Source organism: Burkholderia pyrrocinia, assembly GCF_018417535.1.
Lineage (GTDB): Bacteria > Pseudomonadota > Gammaproteobacteria > Burkholderiales > Burkholderiaceae > Burkholderia > Burkholderia pyrrocinia_E.
On sequence record NZ_CP070978.1, the window covers coordinates 491,009 to 509,320 of the forward strand.

General features: G+C 61.5%; 24 protein-coding genes. 9 read left to right on the plus strand and 15 right to left on the minus strand.

The features are described 5' to 3' along the window. The first annotated feature begins 46 nt into the window (after positions 1–46). A complete protein-coding gene (locus JYG32_RS20355) occupies positions 47–1,864 on the plus strand; it encodes a terminase large subunit domain-containing protein (RefSeq protein WP_249744836.1) in 1,818 nt (605 codons plus the stop codon). Then, positions 1,864–2,925 (plus strand): phage portal protein, encoded by a 1,062-nt coding sequence (locus JYG32_RS20360; protein WP_213266724.1) that lies wholly within the window; start codon positions 1,864–1,866, stop codon positions 2,923–2,925. The genes JYG32_RS20355 and JYG32_RS20360 overlap by 1 nt, the downstream gene beginning before the upstream one ends. A 19-nt stretch (positions 2,926–2,944) precedes the next feature. Here JYG32_RS20360 and JYG32_RS20365 read toward each other — a convergent pair whose 3' ends face one another. After that, on the minus strand, positions 2,945–3,889 hold the full coding sequence (locus tag JYG32_RS20365; protein ID WP_213266725.1) for a DUF5677 domain-containing protein: 945 nt from the start codon (positions 3,887–3,889) through the stop codon (positions 2,945–2,947). Between the two features lie 492 nt (positions 3,890–4,381). On the opposite strand from JYG32_RS20365, the gene JYG32_RS20370 reads away from it, so the two are divergent. Both JYG32_RS20370 and JYG32_RS20375 read left to right on the plus strand, forming a co-directional pair. Continuing rightward, positions 4,382–4,636, plus strand: a complete 255-nt coding sequence (locus JYG32_RS20370; protein WP_015875749.1) for a type II toxin-antitoxin system HicA family toxin — start codon at positions 4,382–4,384, stop codon at positions 4,634–4,636. Further along, the gene (locus JYG32_RS20375; protein WP_213266726.1) at positions 4,633–5,022 is read left to right on the plus strand and encodes a type II toxin-antitoxin system HicB family antitoxin; all 390 of its coding nucleotides are present in this window, start codon (positions 4,633–4,635) and stop codon (positions 5,020–5,022) included. Before JYG32_RS20370 ends, JYG32_RS20375 begins: the two co-directional genes overlap by 4 nt. Positions 5,023–5,025: 3 nt before the next feature. On the opposite strand, the gene JYG32_RS20380 is transcribed toward JYG32_RS20375, so the two are convergent. From JYG32_RS20380 to JYG32_RS20440, 13 genes are all read right to left on the minus strand, one after another. After that, entirely contained in the window at positions 5,026–5,295 is a 270-nt protein-coding gene (locus JYG32_RS20380; RefSeq protein WP_213266727.1) for a hypothetical protein, read from the minus strand. Between the two features lie 11 nt (positions 5,296–5,306). Beyond that, complete coding sequence (locus JYG32_RS20385) at positions 5,307–5,825, minus strand: hypothetical protein (protein WP_213266728.1); 519 nt, start codon at positions 5,823–5,825, stop codon at positions 5,307–5,309. Continuing rightward, on the minus strand, positions 5,822–6,748 hold the full coding sequence (locus JYG32_RS20390) for a ParB/RepB/Spo0J family partition protein (RefSeq protein WP_213266729.1): 927 nt from the start codon (positions 6,746–6,748) through the stop codon (positions 5,822–5,824). The genes JYG32_RS20385 and JYG32_RS20390 overlap by 4 nt, the downstream gene beginning before the upstream one ends. After that, on the minus strand, positions 6,745–7,026 hold the full coding sequence (locus JYG32_RS20395; RefSeq protein WP_213266730.1) for an ogr/Delta-like zinc finger family protein: 282 nt from the start codon (positions 7,024–7,026) through the stop codon (positions 6,745–6,747). The genes JYG32_RS20390 and JYG32_RS20395 overlap by 4 nt, the downstream gene beginning before the upstream one ends. A gap of 1 nt (position 7,027) precedes the next feature. Continuing rightward, complete coding sequence (locus tag JYG32_RS20400; RefSeq protein ID WP_213266731.1) at positions 7,028–7,306, minus strand: ogr/Delta-like zinc finger family protein; 279 nt, start codon at positions 7,304–7,306, stop codon at positions 7,028–7,030. Further along, a complete protein-coding gene (locus JYG32_RS20405; RefSeq protein ID WP_349631820.1) occupies positions 7,303–8,754 on the minus strand; it encodes a replication endonuclease in 1,452 nt (483 codons plus the stop codon). Before JYG32_RS20405 ends, JYG32_RS20400 begins: the two co-directional genes overlap by 4 nt. A 462-nt stretch (positions 8,755–9,216) precedes the next feature. Then, entirely contained in the window at positions 9,217–10,164 is a 948-nt protein-coding gene (locus JYG32_RS20410) for a DNA cytosine methyltransferase (protein ID WP_213266733.1), read from the minus strand. Positions 10,165–10,174: 10 nt separating this feature from the next. Beyond that, positions 10,175–10,318 (minus strand): hypothetical protein, encoded by a 144-nt coding sequence (locus JYG32_RS20415; protein WP_213266734.1) that lies wholly within the window; start codon positions 10,316–10,318, stop codon positions 10,175–10,177. Positions 10,319–10,336: 18 nt separating this feature from the next. Next, entirely contained in the window at positions 10,337–10,552 is a 216-nt protein-coding gene (locus tag JYG32_RS20420; RefSeq protein WP_213266735.1) for a hypothetical protein, read from the minus strand. 1 nt (position 10,553) lies between these two features. Next, a complete protein-coding gene (locus tag JYG32_RS20425; RefSeq protein WP_213266736.1) occupies positions 10,554–11,459 on the minus strand; it encodes a DNA adenine methylase in 906 nt (301 codons plus the stop codon). Further along, positions 11,456–11,686, minus strand: a complete 231-nt coding sequence (locus JYG32_RS20430; protein ID WP_213266737.1) for a hypothetical protein — start codon at positions 11,684–11,686, stop codon at positions 11,456–11,458. The genes JYG32_RS20425 and JYG32_RS20430 overlap by 4 nt, the downstream gene beginning before the upstream one ends. Next, entirely contained in the window at positions 11,683–11,862 is a 180-nt protein-coding gene (locus tag JYG32_RS20435; protein ID WP_213266738.1) for a hypothetical protein, read from the minus strand. The genes JYG32_RS20430 and JYG32_RS20435 overlap by 4 nt, the downstream gene beginning before the upstream one ends. Positions 11,863–12,072: 210 nt before the next feature. Continuing rightward, the gene (locus JYG32_RS20440; protein ID WP_249744838.1) at positions 12,073–12,771 is read right to left on the minus strand and encodes a hypothetical protein; all 699 of its coding nucleotides are present in this window, start codon (positions 12,769–12,771) and stop codon (positions 12,073–12,075) included. A 388-nt stretch (positions 12,772–13,159) separates the two neighbouring features. Here JYG32_RS20440 and JYG32_RS20445 point away from each other — a divergent pair, with 388 nt between their 5' ends. Beyond that, positions 13,160–13,498: a DUF3693 domain-containing protein gene (locus JYG32_RS20445; RefSeq protein WP_122169584.1), complete on the plus strand. Its 339-nt coding sequence runs from the start codon at positions 13,160–13,162 to the stop codon at positions 13,496–13,498. 431 nt (positions 13,499–13,929) lie between these two features. Here JYG32_RS20445 and JYG32_RS20450 read toward each other — a convergent pair whose 3' ends face one another. Then, positions 13,930–14,739, minus strand: coding sequence for a hypothetical protein (locus JYG32_RS20450; protein WP_213266739.1), 810 nt, complete (start codon positions 14,737–14,739; stop codon positions 13,930–13,932). A gap of 658 nt (positions 14,740–15,397) precedes the next feature. On the opposite strand from JYG32_RS20450, the gene JYG32_RS20455 reads away from it, so the two are divergent. From JYG32_RS20455 to JYG32_RS20470, 4 genes are all read left to right on the plus strand, one after another. Further along, the gene (locus tag JYG32_RS20455; RefSeq protein ID WP_213266740.1) at positions 15,398–16,225 is read left to right on the plus strand and encodes a hypothetical protein; all 828 of its coding nucleotides are present in this window, start codon (positions 15,398–15,400) and stop codon (positions 16,223–16,225) included. Between the two features lie 128 nt (positions 16,226–16,353). Further along, positions 16,354–17,538, plus strand: coding sequence for a hypothetical protein (locus JYG32_RS20460; protein ID WP_213266741.1), 1,185 nt, complete (start codon positions 16,354–16,356; stop codon positions 17,536–17,538). 45 nt (positions 17,539–17,583) lie between these two features. Continuing rightward, the gene (locus JYG32_RS20465) at positions 17,584–18,018 is read left to right on the plus strand and encodes a hypothetical protein (RefSeq protein WP_213266742.1); all 435 of its coding nucleotides are present in this window, start codon (positions 17,584–17,586) and stop codon (positions 18,016–18,018) included. A 20-nt stretch (positions 18,019–18,038) separates the two neighbouring features. Next, a complete protein-coding gene (locus tag JYG32_RS20470; protein WP_213266743.1) occupies positions 18,039–18,272 on the plus strand; it encodes a hypothetical protein in 234 nt (77 codons plus the stop codon). The last annotated feature ends 40 nt before the right edge of the window (positions 18,273–18,312 follow it).

Below are 18,312 nucleotides of genomic sequence, written 5' to 3' on the forward strand. Positions count from 1 at the left end.
ATTCGGACGGTCGATTTCACGCTCGCGCGCGCGATACGCTCGACGCATGGTCAAACCTGCAAACCCCTTCGCCGATTTCCCGGAATCGAACGATGTATCCGCAACGAACGTGACGAGCTTCGCCACGCGCCGCGTCGCGCGTGATCTGTTTTGGAGCGGATGGAAAGTTGCCGCCATCGCCGAGTACGTCGGCGAGCCGCGGTCAACGGTGGAGACGTGGAAACAGCGCGAGGGATGGGACAAGGCAACGTCAACCGACAAGGTTATCGATGCGCTCGTGCAGCGACAGCGCGTGTTGATCGCGAAGGAAAACAAGGACGGGAAGGACTTCAAAGAACTGGATTTGCTCGGCCGAGAAATGGAGCGCCAGCAGCGCATACAGGTGCGCGCCGAGCGGGCCGAAGGTAGCGGGAGCGAGAGCGGCCCGGCGAACGAAGGCAAGACGAGCGCATCGTCGCGATCGTCGTCGCGCAAATCGAATCGCAACGTCATCACGGCCGAGCAGGAACAGCGTCTGAAGGACGCGATGCGCGAACAACTGATCGGCCACCAAAACACGTGGTTCGAGAATCGACACCTGCGCCGCCGCAACATCCTGAAGTCACGACAGATCGGAGCCACGTTCTATTTCGCGCACGAGGCGCTCGTGCGCGCGCTGGAAACCGGCACGAATCAGATTTTTCTGTCGGCGAGCCGCGCACAGGCGCACGTGTTCCGCTCGTATATCCAGAAATTCGCGTGGAACGCTGCGCAGGTTGAGCTAACCGGCGATCCGATGCGTTTGTCGAACGGTGCGGAGTTGATCTTTCTCGGCACCAGTTCACGCACGGCCCAAAGCTACAACGGCGACCTGTATTTCGATGAGTATTTCTGGGTCAGCAACTTTGCGACGCTCAACAAGGTCGCGATGGGGATGGCGACGCATTCGCATTTGCGGATGACGCACTTCTCAACGCCGTCCACGACGACGCATGAAGCCTATCCCTTCTGGACTGGCGCGCACTTCAATCGCGACCGGGCCGACGACGAGCGCGTCGAGATCGACATTTCCCACACGTCGCTTGCACCCGGCCGCCAGTGCGGCGACGGGCAATGGAGGCAGATCGTCACCGCCGAGGATGCGGTCGCGGCCGGGTTCACGAAACTGGATCTGGAGGACTTGCGCTCAACGAACAGCCCCGCCGATTTCGAAAACCTGTACATGTGCCAGTTCGTGGACGACACCAGTTCGGTGTTCGCGTTCCGGCTCGTACAGGCGTGCATGGTCGATTCATGGGACGTGTGGACGGACGTAAAGCCATTGCTCGATCGGCCGTTCGGCTGGAAACCGGTATGGATCGGCTACGACCCTGCCCTCACTGGCGATTCGGCCGGGTGCGTTGTCATCGCCCCGCCCGAGCAGCCGAACGGAAAATTCCGCGTGCTCGAACGGCATCGTTGGAAGGGCATCGACTTCGAAACGCAGGCCGAGAAAATCCGCGAACTGACGCAGCGCTACCACGTGACCTATATCGCGATCGATACGACCGGCATCGGCCACGGTGTGCACCAGCTTGTGCGTCAGTTCTTCCCGCGCGTCGTCCCGATCCAGTATTCGCCCGAAGTGAAAAACCGCCTTGTCCTGAAAGGCATGTCGGTGATCGGGAAAAAGCGCCTGGAATTCGACGCGGGTATGACCGACCTCGCGCAATCGTTCCTGTCCATCCGCCGAGCCATGACGCCGAGCGGCACAAAGATGACCTACACCGCCGCGCGTAACGAAGAAATCGGCCACGCTGACCTCGCATGGGCCTGCCTTCACGCGCTCGATAACGAACCCCTCGAAGGTGCCAGCCGCGCGCGCAGCACCGTGGAGATTTACTGATGAGTACCGCCCTCGTTCCGACCACCGACGCGCGCGACGTTGCAACGCGCGCGCCGCTGTCATCAATCGAAGCTTTCACGTTCGGCGATGCAGTCGCCGCGATCGACGGCGCCGACATTCTCGACTACGCCGAACTGTGGGCGATCGAGGACTATTTCGAGCCACCGATCAGCCGTGCCGGGCTCGCGAAATCGCTTCGCGCAGGCACGCATCACGCGTCCGCGCTGTACTTCAAACGGAACGTGCTCGCCTCGACGTTCATCGAGCATCCGAAGTTTTCGCGCGATGCGTTCCGCCGCCTCGCGCTCGATTTTCTGGTTTTCGGCGACGCCTACCTCGAACGCGAGCGCAACCGCGTCGGTGGAGCGCTCCGATATCGCCCTTCCCCTGCGAAATACACCCGGCGAAAGACGGATCTGGTCAATTTCGTGTTCATCGACGGCTTTCTCAACCGGCACCAGTTCGACACCGGTTCGATTTTCCAGTTGATGGAGCCGGACGTGAATCAGGAGGTGTACGGGATGCCCGAATACATCGCATCGCTGCAATCCGCGTGGCTCAACGAGTCGGCCACCCTGTTCCGACGCCGCTACTACGCCAATGGCTCGCACGCCGGGTTCATCCTGTACCTCAACGACCCGAACATGGACCCCGACGACGTGGACGCGATCCGGAAGGCGTTGCGCGACTCGAAAGGCATCGGCAATTTCCGGAACCTGTTTCTGCATTCGGCCGCGCGAAACAGCGGCGGCGAAAAAGGCGCAGTGCAACTGATCCCGATTTCAGAGGTTGCAGCGAAAGACCAGTTTTTCGATATCAAGAACGTGACGCGCGACGACACGCTCGCGGCCCATCGCGTTCCGCCGCAGTTGCTTGGGATCGTCCCGAGCAACACGGGCGGGTTCGGCGCCGCCGACACCGCCGCGCGCGTGTTCGGGCGGAACGAAATCCTGCCGCTGCAACAGCAATTCCTCAAAATCAACGAGTGGGCGGGCGAGGAAATCGTACGATTCACGGATTACGTGGTGCCGGCAGCGGCAGGCGTTGCAGTTCCAACGTAACTCCATTCGAACCGAGCGTCTATTTGCCCTTTTGACGTTGCGCCACCTTCTTTGCCATCTCGTTTGAGCGCGGCCCAGGTGAAAAGCCGGATTTTGTGCCCTTCCGAACCTCTGTTGCATCCGGGAACGCACCAACCATCAAATTGGTTGCCTCCTCGACTGTTTCTGCTGCGATATTCAAGAAGCGAGTCAGGTAGCTTCGATCGGTAAGGTTTTCAAGTCCGGTTCCTCGACCATTCGGCTCCATTCGATAGAATGAGAAAGTCAATACATGTGTATTTTGGGAAAGAAGATCCCAGATAACTGCGAAGGTCTTGGCGTCGATACCCAATTTGTTGAGTCGCTCGTCTCGCGAATCGATCATCAAGTATTCGCCTGCGAGAAATTTTTTCTTCTTGGCTTCCGGCATCAACTGAAAATATGCATTTTTCGCTAGGCGTTCGCGAATTTCGTCTGCCTGTGCGCTTAAGGCCGATACTTCAGTTTCATTTTCCAAATTTTTGAATAACTTTACTCGCCTCATGCAATCATTCAGATGCATGATATTTATTTTTGCCGACCACTCAACATCAGATACCGGAGTCTCAATGATGTATGCGAAATACAAATACCCCTCCAAAATCGCTCTGACGTGCGGGGCGGCACAAGAAAAATCCCAATCCTCATGATCGCTTCTCACCCATCGCGTAAGAGGGACGGCCCGAATCAAGGCAATTCCGTGCGCGCAGAGACGTGCGAACAGTTTCGTCCCATAGCCAAGGTGTGCGGCAACAAATCTCGCCGATGTAGCTTGACTTACCGCTATCGCTTCACAGATCGCTGCGTCAAACCGGTTTAATGCCGCTACATAGTCTGCTCTTGTGGCTTCCGGGTGATCCGTGTTGTTTGTGCTCGGTCGAGGGATTGCATTTTCGATGGAGGATTCGGCACCGGCAGCGGCGGTCGCATGTTCTTGTGTGCTCACTTAGTGGACCTCGCAAGTTTTAGAGGAAATTGTCGGTTGGTAACTGCACCAGTCAATCGGCCATATTAACGCCTTCCGTATCTGGAATTGAGCCACCCTGACCACGCGTCTAGCGAATCGCTCGCTGCGTCTGGTTGCGTCTCGGAAAATGCGCCGAAAATCGCCGGAACCCGCCCCGCATGGGCTTGCGCCGGGCCGGGGTTTTGCGTCTGAAATTGCCCTTTTTTTGCAGCGGGCAGGCGCGGAGGGGACTGCGCTATCCGGGCGCCGCGACGCGGGCCACCCCACCCCCTCGCACCGTGCGGCAGGCGCCCCGCCGAGCCGCGTCCGGCCCGCCACTGGCACGCCGACGACCCGGCCGAGGGGTCGGGACGCATTAAGCGCCGAACCGCTCAGAAGCCCGGAAATCGCGCCGAGCGCGGGGCGCCGGCTTCAGGCCGTGATATCACTTTTTGATTGCACGTTGATATCACTTTCTGATATCATCTAGGCATGAAATCGAAACACGCCCGCACCCTCGCCGCGATCTTCACCAAGCCCACATTGGGCGGGATCGTGTTTTCCGATATTGAATCGCTCGTCGCCGCACTCGGCGGCGAAATCCACGAAGGCGCCGGGTCGCGCATCGCCTTCGAACTGAACGGCACGCGCCGCTATCATCACCGCCCGCACCCGGGCAAAGAGGCGAAGCGGTATCAGGTGGAGGATCTGCGCGACTGGTTTATCGAAATGGGAATCAAGCCATGAACAACGCCATGTCTTACAAGGGGTATTTCGCCCGGATCGATTTCGACGGGCGCGATAACATTTTCGTCGGCCACGTGCTCGGCGTGGACGACAAGATCAGTTTCCACGGCGAGACGGTGGACGAACTGTCGCGAGACTTTCATGCGGCCGTCGATCACTACCTTGACGACTGCAAGCGCGCGGGGCGCGAGCCGCAAAAGCCCGCGTCCGGCAAGTTGATGCTGCGCATTGATCCGGCCGTGCATGCGCGCGTCGGCATCGCCGCCGCCCTGTCGGACGAAAGCATCAACCAATGGTCGGAGGAAGTTTTGGGGCGTGCGGCCCGTGAAGTTTTGGAACGCGCCGGTTACGCGAGCGACGAGCGCGCCCCGGCGCAGACTGCCTGAACGTTAGATGGTACCCGCGACGGGCGATTCGGCGGCCGCCGCTCGCTCGAGAGCCGTAATGCGCTCATGTTGAGCGAGCAGCAACGCCGCGAGCGCGATGAACGCCCCACCGTAGCCGTTACCAAAGCCGGTATGCGTCGCGCTGTACCGCTGTTCGAGCCGGTGTCGGTCGCCGTTTTCCATCACAATGGTAAGCCCCTTACTGGCGCAGTCGAATTCCACCATCTTGATATCGCCGCGCTGTTCCTGCATGGCAAAGACGGGATAGGTCATGGCGTCTTGCATCACTCCCCCTGAAATCGCACATGCGGCGTTGCCGCTTCAACAGGTGCCCGCTTAGAAACGGCAGCGCGAGACATTGCTTCACGAGCACGCGCACGCGTGTCCGCATGCTCGTCCGGGTCGCTCGCTACCGATTCCGCAAAATCCCACAGCGGATCAATCGCAACATCAGGCGCCTGCACTGAGAGACGCACGACGCTGTACACCAGGGGCAGTATGTTGCGGTTACGGTGTTCCGCCCGCGCGTCGACGGCCCACGAGCGCGCCTCATCTTCGTCATAGGCAAGATGCACGAGCGCGCGGCCGTCGGTCACCCCCCATGCGGTCGACGATACCGCGCTCGGCGGCGTCCACGCGCGCGCGGCGCACTCCATCCACACGGCCCACCCGATGCCGCGCCAGCCGCTGCTATCTCCAGCGTGGAACCACACACCCGATGCCCAATATTGAGCGAAGCGCGGTTCCTCAGCGTCAGCCAATGCCCGCAGATCGGCGGCGGTCATCGCCGCGAGCGCCGTCATTTCGTGCCTCGCTCACGTGCGTTCACGATCGCCGCGCGCAGGTCGGCCCCCTCGCCGGACACCGGCTTTTCCAGCAGATCGAGCATGCCGACCCGGAACACCGGCTGTTCACCCGCCACGTGCATTTTGCTGATCGCGACGTTGCCTTGCGCCTGAAGCCAGTCGAGCAGATCAGCATCGTTTGACCTGGCTGTTTGTTTCTGGCCGCCGACCGCTTTCAACGCCTTGGGCGTGACCTTCGTCTTACCGGCCGCCGTCGCAACCTCTTTCGCCGCTTGCAGGTGAGCAACCGCATTCGCGCCCTGTTCCTTCATGACCTTGACCGCGCTCGTCGCCGAGACTGCCCCCGACGTGACCATTTCCTTGATCGGCTTCGGCGCGGCCACGAGCGTGAGCGCGTTTCGAATCGAGGCGACGTTGCGCGTCAAGCGTCGCGCGATTTCCTTCTCATCGATTCCGCGGCCGATCAGGCGTTTGATCACCATCGCCTCGCCGAGCAGCGTCAGGCGGCGGCCAGAGTTATCGAGAATCAGGCCGAAAATCCGATCTTCTTCGGTGGTGCCGCGCACCTCGTTGATCACCGGCACCGCTTCGATGCCTGCGCCCTCGCGATTCGCGAGCAACACGGCATCCCACCGCGTATGACCGTCGGATACGTACAGATAGCCGTCGGCCGCTGCCGCGACCTTGATCGGCTTGTGACGAAAGAAGCCGTTCGCCTTGATCGAATCCGCGATTTCCCGAACGGCCGTCGGGTACTCCGGGTCAGCTTCGCGCGCTTCATTGAACTCGGGCCGGACGCGGATCGCGTCGAGCGAAACCATGTAGACGTCGGCCGTGCCCTGCCGGAACGGCTTCACGATCTCTTTCACGTTGCCCGGCACCAGTTCCATTTCGGCCTGTACGTTCGTTGCAGCATTCATCGTTCATCCCCTTTCAAGTACCCCGGCGACGGAATGTCGCCATCATCAGAAACCGACCCGCCGTCTGGCGAGTCATCAAAAAGCGAAAGCGACCCCCGACGCTCGGCACGGCGCACCGGCTGTTCAGCGGGCGTCATCGTGAGCGCCGTTCGGTACGTGTGACCGCACAGCACGTTGTCGCACTGGAAATCCACGTTCCAACATAGTTCCGACGTGCGCAGCATCGCGCGCGCTATGCCGCGCGCCCCGCAATGCGGACAAGGCATCGTCCACCGCATGTCACAGCCCGATCCGCTTCGACGTGCGGGAATTGACCGTGCCGAGCAGCGGGCCTGCACGGACGATCGGAATATCGAGCCCGTCACGTGGCGCGGCCGACGGCGAAAGCGAATACAGGATTTCGACCGACGCGGGCGCGCGGAACCCGCAATCCGGGCACCAGAAATACAAGCGGCGCATCGTGTCGCTCATCGGCTCAGAATGACGCGCCTCGATCTTCCCGTCGCAGGCGGGACACTGGATCGACATGTCGTGCGGATCGCGATAGCTGGCGTTCATACGGCTCCCGAATGGTTGGGTTGCAGGTTCAGCGTGGCGTCGGCCTGTTCGTAGTCGGCCAGCCAGTCGGATACGTCGTGCGCAACGCACGCGCGTGCGCCTTCGCGGCGTGTGCGGCCCGGATCTGCGGGCGAATCGATGCAGAAGGACTCTGCGTATTCGAGCCATGCGTCGACGGTCGCCTCTGGCGCCTCGACCCGCTCGGGCTCCTGCGTACAGTTATTGACACCAGTCCAAGGGCGGGCGGCTGCGCCGCCGCGCCGAACCACCCGCCACACGTGACGCGTCGACGGCACAAAAATCTCCGTTTCGCGGGTGTACGAGCAAAGCCCATCAACGATGCTCGCGACGCCGATAGCCTCGACACCGTGCGGCACGCGCACCGGCGCGATGCCATATCGGCCTTCGCGGTGCTCGATCGTGTGGCGGATATAGACCATGCGGGCTTCGCCCGCGATACCGCCCATCGCGCGCGAGTACGCGGCCCAATCGGCGGGTTTGTCGTCGCGCTTCTGCGCTGCCGTCCACGCGGCAACGATGCGCGCCGATTCTTCGATCGCGGGCAAATCGTCCTCTTTGACGCGGCGCAGCTCACGCCACACACCGACCGGCGCACCGCCGAACTGTTGGAACTGTCTGATGCCCCACAACGCGGCCCATGTCTCAACGCGAGCCGACGGCGTGATTTCGTCGTCGTCCCAAAAATCCGACTGCACCACGTAGCCTTCAGTCGTCTTGTGGTCGCCGACCGCGTGACCGTCGATGTTCTTGGAAATGTATTTGGCGATGTATCCGACCGCCGAGCCTTTCGCCTTGTCGATCAGTTCGAAGCGCACGCGATGCTCGCGCGCACCCGGTTCGTTGCCAGAATCGCGCAGCCCGTGTTTGCGCATGACTTCGCAGAACCGCTTGATGTCGTTCGAGAACACCAGACCGTGCCAATGCGGCGAGCCGTCGTGATGCGGCTCCGCAACGCGCATGCCAAAGTAGGTCACGCCCTCGCGGCTCAACTCGGCGCGGATGCGTTGCCACACCTTACGCAAATACGCTTGCCCGTCGCGGGGGGTGACGCCCGCATAGTGCGGGTTCGGCTTGAACCAGCTACCGGTCTGCTTGACCGCGTGGAACCGGCTCGGGCAAGTCAGCGTGAACATGACGCCGCGATACCGCGCACCGTCGGCCAGTTCTTCCAGTCCACGCAAGCGCGTGAACAGTTCGCCGCGCTTCAATGCCTTGTTCGAAATGCCCTTCGACGCCAGTTCGGCGAGCGTGAAGCGCTGCCCGTCCTCGTTCTCCATCGTCACCGCTTCGAGCGTGCGCGCGTTGCGCCGGTTCTGCGCGATGCGTCGCCGAACGGCTTCATCGCTCGCGTACGGTTCCGCTTTCAGGTGGACGAAGTGCAGGCGAATGTTCGAGTGTTCCAGGCTCCGAATGTGCATCTTCCGCAACTGGCGACGCCACCACAGTTCGCACTTCACGCGCGCGACCTGATCGGCCGGGTGCTCGAAATTCGGCATCTCGACGTTGTATGCGCCGCACGTCGCGCGCGCGACGACGATCGCATCGGCCAGTTCCAGCCCGTACGCGCGCATCGTCACATCGGACGCGATGCGGCGGGCCTTCATGCAAATTTCATGATCGGTCGCATCAGGCGACACCGGCATGCCGTCTGGCGCATGATCTTCGAGAAAGTCACGCAGCGAGTTAGCGGCGGCGGCCAGATCGAACATGTGCGACGCGTCGAACCCGGTTCGCCGACGATATGCTCGTGCGCTTTCGCGCCCGGCTTCGCGCGCTTGTTCGAGCGCGCGGCGCATCCACTTCACGGGAAGGCGCTTTTTTGCCTTGTTCGCTTCGGCGAGTGCCGGAACGCTGCTTGCCGCGTCGTGCGCGTAAATCCACATTACTGCTTACTCCAGGCACTCGCGCGCAGCGAGGATGAATTGCGTTGCCGCTTCGGCGTTGATCGCGTTGCCGTAGGCGCGCAGTCGTCCCACTCGCGAGGGAGCCCCATCAACCAGCGGGAATGTGCCGGGTTCAACCGGCCGCCACCGTCCATCCCGGCAGAGGAGCCAGTCAGCATCGCGCCAGAGACCGTTAGTCGGGCCGGCTGCGGCGCAATCTCCGGCAGTTCGATTCCGTGCCCCTTGATCGGCTTCCCGCAGAGCGCTTCCGTCTTGCGTGAGAAGTCGTTGTTCCCTGCCATGCTGTTGCCGTTCTGCGCAGGAGTTCCCGCCATCGGCGTCGGCCAACCGGACAGCCAGTGGTGCGCCGCAGCGTCCAAGCGCATGCCCTTCTTGCCGCCGCCGCGCTCCGAATACGGCTTCGAAGGCGCCCCCTTGAAATCGGTGCTGGTGGGCGTAGGCCAGCCAGAACATTCGGTCACGGATGTGCGGGGAGCCGACGCCCGCAGACGGAAACGGGACACACCCGAAGGCGATGTCCAGCGCTTCCATGTCCGCGTGTACAAGGTCGATCCAAGGCTCGACAGCCGAGCTTGCAACCTGCTCTCCAAAGATGATTGCAGGTCGGCACTCGCCGATGAGCCAGTGCCACGCAGGCCACAAGTGCCGCTCGTCATCAAACCCAGCTCCCTTGCCTGCCTGGGAGAAAGGTTGGCACGGACAGGAACCGGTCCAAACAGGTCGATCGTCGGGCCATCCGGCACGGCGAAGGGCGTACGACCAGACACCGATTCCTGCGAAGAAATGGCACTGCTCGTATCCTCTAAGGTCATCAGGTCGGACATCCTCAATGCTCCGTTCATCGACGTCACCAGGGGCGATGTGCCCGGCGGCGATCAGGTTGCGCAGCCACTGCGCTGCGTATGGTTCGTGCTCGTTGTAATACGCCGTCATTCGCGGTGCCTCACGCCCGATGCGTCGACTTGATCGGCCACGCCGGTTCCGCACCTTCGTCGGGGTGCGCGCCGCACCACGCAAGCACGCCAACGATCGTGATCAGCCAAATGGCCCACAGCGGCATCGGCTTTTTCTCGTGCGTTCGTTTCATCGTGTGAATCTCCAGTGATCAACGGAAGAGAAAGCGTCGTTTCGACAGGTCGCGCAGTAGCGGACGGAGAACGCGCATTGCGTCGGCTTCTGCTTCGTCGGATTGCGCGGTGCGCGGCGGGCTCGACAGACTCGGCGCGGCGGCCAGCGCTCCGGCGCCGATGCCGAAATCGGCCAAATCCTCGATCAGCAGTTCGCGCGTCGAAACCGGGGTGTCGTCGCGGACCTGATCCATGTCAAGTCCGTGTGGCGGCCGCTGCAAAGAGCGGCATTTCGTCCGCATCCTCGCCGACGCATGCCGACGTGCGCGGGTCAATGCCAGCCGCAAGGCATGCCGAAGGCGAAACCCAAATCACTTCTTCGCGCGGGACGGTGCCCGCCTGCCCGTTCGCACGCGTCTTTCGGGTGAAGCGCGCCCAACCAGCCAATGCGCGCTCATACATTCCCGACGCGTAGCCGCTGACGACTGCCATACCGCGCAGGTTCGCAAGCATCGCCAGCAGATCGGCGTGTTCGAAGGGGGACATTTCGCATCGGTAGTCGCGCCCAAGGCCACGCGACACGCTGTTGCGTACTTCCGGCAGATACGGCGGATCGACGTAGAACAGGACACCCGGCGCGTCGTACTTCGCGATCAACTCAACGGCGGGCATATGCTCGATCATGGTTCCGCGCAGGCGGGCGCCGACTGCCGCGAGGCGCGCCGGGTACCGCAACCACTGGCCCGGCCCATCAGACCAAACGTCGGCGGCGAAGCCGATCGGCGAATGCAGCGGGCGCGTCGAGCCAGTCGCGCCGAAACCCATCTGCGCACGAATGCACAAGCGGCGCGCGCGCTCGATTGGCTCGTCTGCAACCTGCCACGCTGCCTCGAACTCGGCCCGAGCGTATGGCGTCGCATTCAATGCATCGATCAAATGCGCCCGCAGCGCGTCATCACGCACCACACGGAACAGGTTCACGATTTCGCCGTCCAGATCGTTGTAAATCTCGATACGGCTTCGCGGCTTTTGCAGAAGAACGGCGGCCGAGCCACCGAACGGTTCGACGTAGATTTCGTGCGGCGGCAGGTGCGAGAGCACCCACGGCGCGACGCGAAACTTGCTGCCGAAGTAGCTGATCAGGGGAGCCGTTACGGTCACGCAGCCTCCGCGTAGATCGTTCGACGGCTTTCACGCGCTGCGCGCAGCGCGTCATCGCGCGACATGCAGCATGCCGGGGCGGCGCCGCGTTCCTCGTACCAGTGAAATTCCGAGCCGCGCACCGCGAAGTAGCCGCCCCTCGATCCGCGCTCGTAGTAGGGTCCGCTTTCAACGATACCGGGCTCGACCTGGCGCGGTGCCACTGCTTGAATCTCCGCGAGCGTCATACCGACCTCACGATCGCGAAAGCACGCTCGACGTTGCGCAGCGTCATCGCCTGACGGTCTGCCTCGTCAGTTGCGCGACGACGTGCCATTTGCTCCGCGTTGCTCGCGCGAATCACCCGCCGAATAGCGAGCGTTTCCGCGTCACGATGATTAGGAATGCTATAGACAGTTGCCATTTACTCACCCGCAGTTGGTGTTCGCACTATCAGGAAAATCGGCTTCCGGCGCGGGCTATACTTACGCCCCGCATATCGGCAACCGCACCGCAAGGACAGAGGGCAGACATGAACAGAAAAGTTTCTTCCAACACCCCGGCAACAATTGGCGACGTGCAGCAATACACCAATGCCGGTCTATTCATGACTGGTCAAGTCATCAGCCGTGTTCTACCGGTCTTTCTCCGCAACCCCGTGACCGATCAGGCCAGCCTCGATCAATTGATCGAGGCGCTCAAGGCAGTCGGCAACGAGCTTGCGAAGGAGTCGCCGATGTTCAGTGTTCAGATAATGGACGGCGTCATTGGGGAACTGCTCGACAACCCGCACAAGGTCTTCCCCGACGTAACCTGACTGCAACAACAGCAACGCTGCCTCGAAATCACGCACCCTGTCGCGGCGTGTACGTATCCGCCGCACCCACCCCCGGCCCGCGTAATCGGGCGCGACTTGCGCCTGATCGGCCGCCCCATTGATACGCAGCAGATCGCGCAAATCGACTTCCACTGCGCGCCTAAGCAGCACGGCGCGCTCGATTTGCCGGAACTGCTGACCGAAAGAGACGTTGACGCCATCCTGCCGATTCGCAATCAGCAGCAGTTCGCGTTGATGCGCCGACAAGAGCGCGGCAACGTTGGCAATGATCCGATCGGCGCGCTCCAGTTCGGTCAACAGCGCGAGCCCGACGCCGGAAGCGATTGCCGTATGGCGCTCGTGAGCGCAAGTAACGCCCTCGCCGATCACACCATCCCGCTCGTTCGCGTTGCCCCACTCAATTTTCTGGTCGAACGTTGCGACGCCGAGCGCGTTGCGGATGATGACGTGTGCGGAGCTCAACTCGGCGCGCAGTTCGTTGACGATGGTTTTCATGCCACCCACCCTGCGCACGGAGCGCCGTTGAATTCAGTCCATTTGCGGACCAAAGCAATCATTGCATCCATCCACGCACGGAAATGCGGCGTGAGCGATTGGCGCATCGGCGCCGAAGGTGTAAGCGTTTGTTGCAGCGAAACGTGCATTTGACTTCCCCTATTCAACCCCTTGAACGGATGCAGCGAGAAACATCACCCCGGCGCCTGAGTAGCTAGCTCAAGACCGGCGGGGTTGAGAACCGGTGCCGGGGTGACGGGTCGGAGAATAGTCTCATCTAATGAAACGTGTCAATAGCTGATACGTATCATCTTCGGAGACTGTTGCATCTGTTGAAGCGTCGCAGTACCTTTGACGCCGGGTTGATTTGATTTGATAGGGGTTGTCTATGAAAACGACAGTCGATTGGCTCGACGCGGTGAAAGCCCGCCTCGACCTTCCCTCCGACTACGCCGCAGCGAAAGTGCTGGGCGTGACGCGTGGTGCGGTCAGCAAGTACCGCAACCAGCAATCAGTGTTCGATGAAAAAACGGCGATCCGCGTCGCGGAAATTCTGGGCGTCGATCCGTTCGAAGTGATCGCCGCTGCGCACGCCGAAAGCTCGCGCGACGATCGCACGAAGGCAATTTGGGTGCATGCTTTGGAAGTTTTTTCCAAGGGCCTTCAGGGTTTTCGGTGGCTGGCGCTACCCGCTAACGCTTGTGGGGCTTTGGTCCCACAGGTGTAACGCCAGCTTTAGTTAGCGACCCTTCTTCACGTTATGTAAAATTGAAAATCATCCTCGCTCGCCACCCCTTGATGCGCCGGTTTGCATAAATTTGTTCCTGGTGACGTCTGTCGTCTGGGCGAGTATCTCGAATGTTCGAGCGATCTTGTGGCGGCCGCAAGAACCCTTATAACCCTGCTGCAGCTAGCCACCACTCCGAAGGCTGGCACGGCAGCGTATATGCAATTTTTAGTGAGAAGCGGTTTCAAAAAAACGCAACACTGTATTCTCCGCGTCACACCCCCTACCCAATATCAGCAATGCATTCACTAATACGCTACACCCATACAGGATTACATAAATGGTTGCCCACCACGGACCGACGCAATCCGTTCCGTGGCACACCTGGGACAACCTGGAAAAAACGATCTATAACCGATTGCGCAATCTGGCTAGCCCGTGCGCGGCCATCCGAACGCCTCCCGGCTGTCATGCACCAAAGCCGCAATTCTTTCGCGGCTGCCGGGACGCAGGTCGGGAACAGTTTTGTCGAACACAAACGCGCCCAGAGCCAGCATTACCGCGCTCCCTATTCCGAGCCCCGGAATGGCGAAGTCGGCCAGTGGCACGGCAGCGGCGCCCACCTGTAGCGCGGTGAGCACTCGCGAGCGCGTACGGGACTTATCGACAATGTCGTTGAATTCGATCAGACATCGCAGCATTTCCGATCGTGCTTTCTCCGGGCCTACGTGATTCGCAATCAGCTTGCGCCGCCATTCGTGAAACTCCCGGCGGCTCTCGATAAAATCCTTTCTTTCAGCGAGCTTGACGGCACGTTCAAGAAGCACGCGACAACTGAGCCCGGATTCCTCGGGAACGACGAACTCCCAGCTGAACAACAGCGTTGCGCCCTCCGCGCCATCTGAAAAATCGCCAGTCGTTTCCAGCGGAGCGTCGGCCTGAAGCTGTCCGTACGATCCATAGCCGGCGACGATTTCAACGGTCGCCGCAGGATCGAGGTCGATGGATTTGATCCGGCGGTAGTACGCTTCATCCGCCTCGTCGCTCGCGCGATCCGCCAGCAGTACCCGTGTCGCATGCTTTGCGAAGCCATCCTTGGGCATCTGCCTGGTATTTCCGATGTCAAAGGCCGCATGTTCGTTTAGTAACGAACGCCCATAACGTTCGCGATATCGGTCTCTTAGTTCCTTATCCCACGAAATCGGGGTTACAAGGTCGCCTAACACTTCAACGGTTTCCATCGCATGCTTCGGATTCCAAATTTTTTCTCCCAATTCGTGAATGCCTGTTTCTCATCCAAGGCTGGAACTGGCACGATCAAATGATCGAATAGAAGTGCTTCCGCCACGAATGCTCTTTTCCGCAAATGGTCGTCGACGGCAAAAGTACCCCATAGCTGATCTACGGCTGGCATGGATTTCTCCCGGATATCCGGCTGCGCGTTGGACAGGTACCTTGCGTGGCGAGCGGCGCAGCCCGTTTTCGAGATCGACGCAATCAGTGTAGTCAAGCGAGCCGTCGGCGCCGGAGAGCATGATGCATTCGCAGGTGAATAAACATTCGATACTGAAATGCTTAAATAATTTCCAACGAGAGATTCGTACGCGTGGCATGTCATGACTTGGGGAATGGGCAATGCGCCATCACGCCGTTTCTTGACAAGATTCAGCCATCGTCTACGCTCAATGCACGGCAAAGCCTTTTGAATTTCAATTCAAAACAGTGCTGTCTGTTTTCATCGTAGTGCCACGATTGTCTGCAGGCTAGCGAAGAAAGGATGCCAGCGTGAACTTCGTCGATACGATCCTCATCAGGCTCGCTGACCCGGCGGCGCGCAATGGCGTTTTCGACAGCGACAGCCTCGCGCAAATTGCATCGACGGTTTACGACACCAGTACGATGCTCATTCAAGGACCGTACAGCGCGGTCTTCGACGATATCCAGCTCGGCCTCGCAGTCCCGCGCATCGCCACCCTCGAAGGCTACTGGGGACGCGCGACAACGGGCGAGCGCACCGACTCGCAATTCACGCTGTCGGGGTTCGGCGAGAGCTCGATCCGCGTGGACGCATTCTGGCGCGGCGCGATCATCGCTCGCTCGACACCGCCTACCGGACATGTGAGCGCCGCACGCGGCAACGTCGTCGATGCAGGACAGATCGATGCGGAGATCGTGACCGCGCTCGGCGCGCTGCCTGTCGATCCGGCCGCACTCGAGAACGAGCGGCGCACGCGCCTGTTGACGCATCTGCGCGCGGCGTTCGCCCAGCCCGATCTGATGACCGGCGATCTGCTCGACCAGTGGCTGCGCGAAAACGGTGCGTCGTCAGTGGGCGACCTGATCACGAACTTGCGCGGCGTGGTCTACGCCAATCCCCTGCAGATCACTTTTTCGCCGCCGAACGACGTCTCGTCGCTACCCGCGCCGCTGCCGATCGGCAGCGCGCTGCTGATCCGGGACGTGGGCTTTTCGGTCGGCGACTTGCTCACGGAATCAAAAATCGTTCGTCAGCAGCTCGGGCCGATGGGGCTCACGCGCGCGGTGGACACGAAGCTGCCGGTTCGCGAGCCGCTGCCGATCACGTGGATCGTGCCGGCCGCGGCGTTCGACGACACCGGCTGGCCGGGCGCCGCCGCAGGCATGGCGGCCGATGCCGCGCGAACCGCGCGGCGCACGGCGGCCGCGGGCTGGCTGGTGCTCCAGGGCATCGGCCTCGCCGTCGTCTGAGGACCAGGCTCATCGATTGAGTGGTCACTAGCGATCTAAACCCGGCCTAAACCTGGCATTACGAAATTTTCCCTGGCCTGCACGGATCGCCCGTTTCGTGTTCAGAACTGGCATCAAAGGAGCAACTTATGTCAGCAACCGTCCCTGCGGCGTTTCCCTTCATCCTGGTCAACATCGATACGTCTGCGTTGATGCCCATCGCGCAGCGCTCGCCTGGCGTGATCGCCATCGTCGGCAAGACCCCCGCCGGAGCAGACGGCGGCGATGCGGCATTCGACATGCCTACCGTTGTCGACACGGCGTCCGACGTGTCGCAGCACTTCGCGAAGATCAATGCCGATGGCAGCGTGGCCGATACGACGCTTTCGACGTCGCTCAAGCTCGCGATGCTGCAAAACCCGGCTCCCTCCAAAATTTACGGCGTCAAGGTGAACGGCACCGACTACGCCGGCGCGCTGGCGTCGCTCGAAGCCGCCGACGACGTCGACTTCGTCTGCCTCGCCAACGAGACCGACGTCGGCGTGGCGGCCGGCGGCGGGAATCCGCCGACCAACCTGCTGGCGCTCAAGGCGCACGTCGAGACCATGTCGTCGCAAGGCCAGAAGCGGCTCGGCGTGGCGATGGTCAATCCGGTGACCGTCAAGTCGCCGACTTACGTCCATGACGTCGACGCCACAGCCACGCCGCTAAAGAGCGACTCCAGCCGCATGGTGCTCGTGGCCGCGCGCGGCGCGACGGTCGACGTCGCCTCGGCTGCCACCGGCGCAATTGCCGGCTATGCGCCGCAGGTCTCGATGGTGCTCAAGCAGGTGCGCGGCGTCAGCGTGCCGACTGCCAGCCAGTACGGGCCGAGCGAGATCAAGGGGCTCTCGGAGGCCGGCATCGTGCCGATCATCCAGCCCTCGCTGATCGTCGGCGGCGGCTTCTACTTCGGCGAGGGCCGCTGCTACACCACCGACGCCAGCCAGCTCTACATTGACATCGTGCGCGTGCTCGACGACATCGACTTTCGGCTCAAGGCTGGGCTGATCGGTTTGATCGGCGATTCGCGCATCACCAAGGCGGGCCTCACGCAGGTCAAGGTGCGCATCGATTCGATCCTCGGGCCGCTGCTCAACGCCGCCGTGATCGACGACTACTCGACCACGATCCCCGTGCTGAACATCCTGATGACGCCGGAATCGGCCTGGAGCGCGACCGACAGCTCGCTGGTCGTGACGGCGCGCGCGAACCGGACCGTCGACGTGTTCGTGTCGATCACCTATGGCCCGGCGGTACATCAGCTCCGCGTCACGCTGGCGCCGAGTTTCTGACCGACCGCTTCGCTACCGCGCTTCCTACCCGAAGAGGAGCCCAACATGCCCGACTGGAACACCCGGCTGGCCGTGTCCTATACGGCAAACAACCAGACCAAAACGATCACGCCGATCGATTCGTTCACCCCCACCTTCGCGCTCGCGGCGGAGCCGCTGCACTCGATCGAACACACGCACATCGGCGTGATCTACTCGCCGCAGGCGATGACATTCACGATGACCGTGAAGGCCATCGGCACGATCGCCGCCGAGCTGACCGCGCTGGCGATCAACCGCACGCCGTTCGATGTCACGCTGCAGGAATCGGCGAACGGCAACGACTGGTCGTACGCCTCGGTGGTGATGCACAACTGCGTCATCACGAGCGCGGTGCCCTCCACCGCCCTCGTCACGGGTGCGCCTACGGCGACGTTCACCGGCTTCTGTCTCGGCGCGTCCGAGACCGACAAGAACAACACGACCGCCACGCTGCCCTAGCCCGCACGGAGTGACCGACGATGCCAAACGGACACGACACGCAGGATCCGACCTCGGGAACCCTCGTGCACGACGGCCATTCGGTCGGCTGGTCGCTCGGTTCCGAAGCGGACGAGACGCGCGGCAGCGGCCCCCCGGAGATCCACTATCACTTCCCGGTGGAGATCGAAGTCCGCAACACGGTGGCGGCCATCGACGAGGACCGCCTGATTCACGCGACGCTGGCCCGGCTCGCCCGCGAGCTGGCCGGCTGACTCCGCTTCACGCGCGTATGCGGATCAACGTCAACATACC

Coding starts and splice junctions, on each gene's coding strand:
- JYG32_RS20455 (WP_213266740.1), top strand. CDS start 15,398: ATGCTCATTCAAGGACCGTACAGCGCGGTCTTCGACGATATCCAGCTC.
- JYG32_RS20380 (WP_213266727.1), bottom strand. CDS start 5,295: ATGACCTATCCCGTCTTTGCCATGCAGGAACAGCGCGGCGATATCAAG.
- JYG32_RS20395 (WP_213266730.1), bottom strand. CDS start 7,026: ATGCGGTGGACGATGCCTTGTCCGCATTGCGGGGCGCGCGGCATAGCG.
- JYG32_RS20360 (WP_213266724.1), top strand. CDS start 1,864: ATGAGTACCGCCCTCGTTCCGACCACCGACGCGCGCGACGTTGCAACG.
- JYG32_RS20435 (WP_213266738.1), bottom strand. CDS start 11,862: ATGGCAACTGTCTATAGCATTCCTAATCATCGTGACGCGGAAACGCTC.
- JYG32_RS20390 (WP_213266729.1), bottom strand. CDS start 6,748: ATGAATGCTGCAACGAACGTACAGGCCGAAATGGAACTGGTGCCGGGC.
- JYG32_RS20370 (WP_015875749.1), top strand. CDS start 4,382: ATGAAATCGAAACACGCCCGCACCCTCGCCGCGATCTTCACCAAGCCC.
- JYG32_RS20355 (WP_249744836.1), top strand. CDS start 47: ATGGTCAAACCTGCAAACCCCTTCGCCGATTTCCCGGAATCGAACGAT.
- JYG32_RS20400 (WP_213266731.1), bottom strand. CDS start 7,306: ATGAACGCCAGCTATCGCGATCCGCACGACATGTCGATCCAGTGTCCC.
- JYG32_RS20430 (WP_213266737.1), bottom strand. CDS start 11,686: ATGACGCTCGCGGAGATTCAAGCAGTGGCACCGCGCCAGGTCGAGCCC.
- JYG32_RS20375 (WP_213266726.1), top strand. CDS start 4,633: ATGAACAACGCCATGTCTTACAAGGGGTATTTCGCCCGGATCGATTTC.
- JYG32_RS20465 (WP_213266742.1), top strand. CDS start 17,584: ATGCCCGACTGGAACACCCGGCTGGCCGTGTCCTATACGGCAAACAAC.
- JYG32_RS20470 (WP_213266743.1), top strand. CDS start 18,039: ATGCCAAACGGACACGACACGCAGGATCCGACCTCGGGAACCCTCGTG.
- JYG32_RS20385 (WP_213266728.1), bottom strand. CDS start 5,825: ATGACGGCGCTCGCGGCGATGACCGCCGCCGATCTGCGGGCATTGGCT.
- JYG32_RS20445 (WP_122169584.1), top strand. CDS start 13,160: ATGAAAACGACAGTCGATTGGCTCGACGCGGTGAAAGCCCGCCTCGAC.
- JYG32_RS20440 (WP_249744838.1), bottom strand. CDS start 12,771: ATGAAAACCATCGTCAACGAACTGCGCGCCGAGTTGAGCTCCGCACAC.
- JYG32_RS20410 (WP_213266733.1), bottom strand. CDS start 10,164: ATGACGGCGTATTACAACGAGCACGAACCATACGCAGCGCAGTGGCTG.
- JYG32_RS20420 (WP_213266735.1), bottom strand. CDS start 10,552: ATGGATCAGGTCCGCGACGACACCCCGGTTTCGACGCGCGAACTGCTG.
- JYG32_RS20460 (WP_213266741.1), top strand. CDS start 16,354: ATGTCAGCAACCGTCCCTGCGGCGTTTCCCTTCATCCTGGTCAACATC.
- JYG32_RS20415 (WP_213266734.1), bottom strand. CDS start 10,318: ATGAAACGAACGCACGAGAAAAAGCCGATGCCGCTGTGGGCCATTTGG.
- JYG32_RS20450 (WP_213266739.1), bottom strand. CDS start 14,739: ATGGAAACCGTTGAAGTGTTAGGCGACCTTGTAACCCCGATTTCGTGG.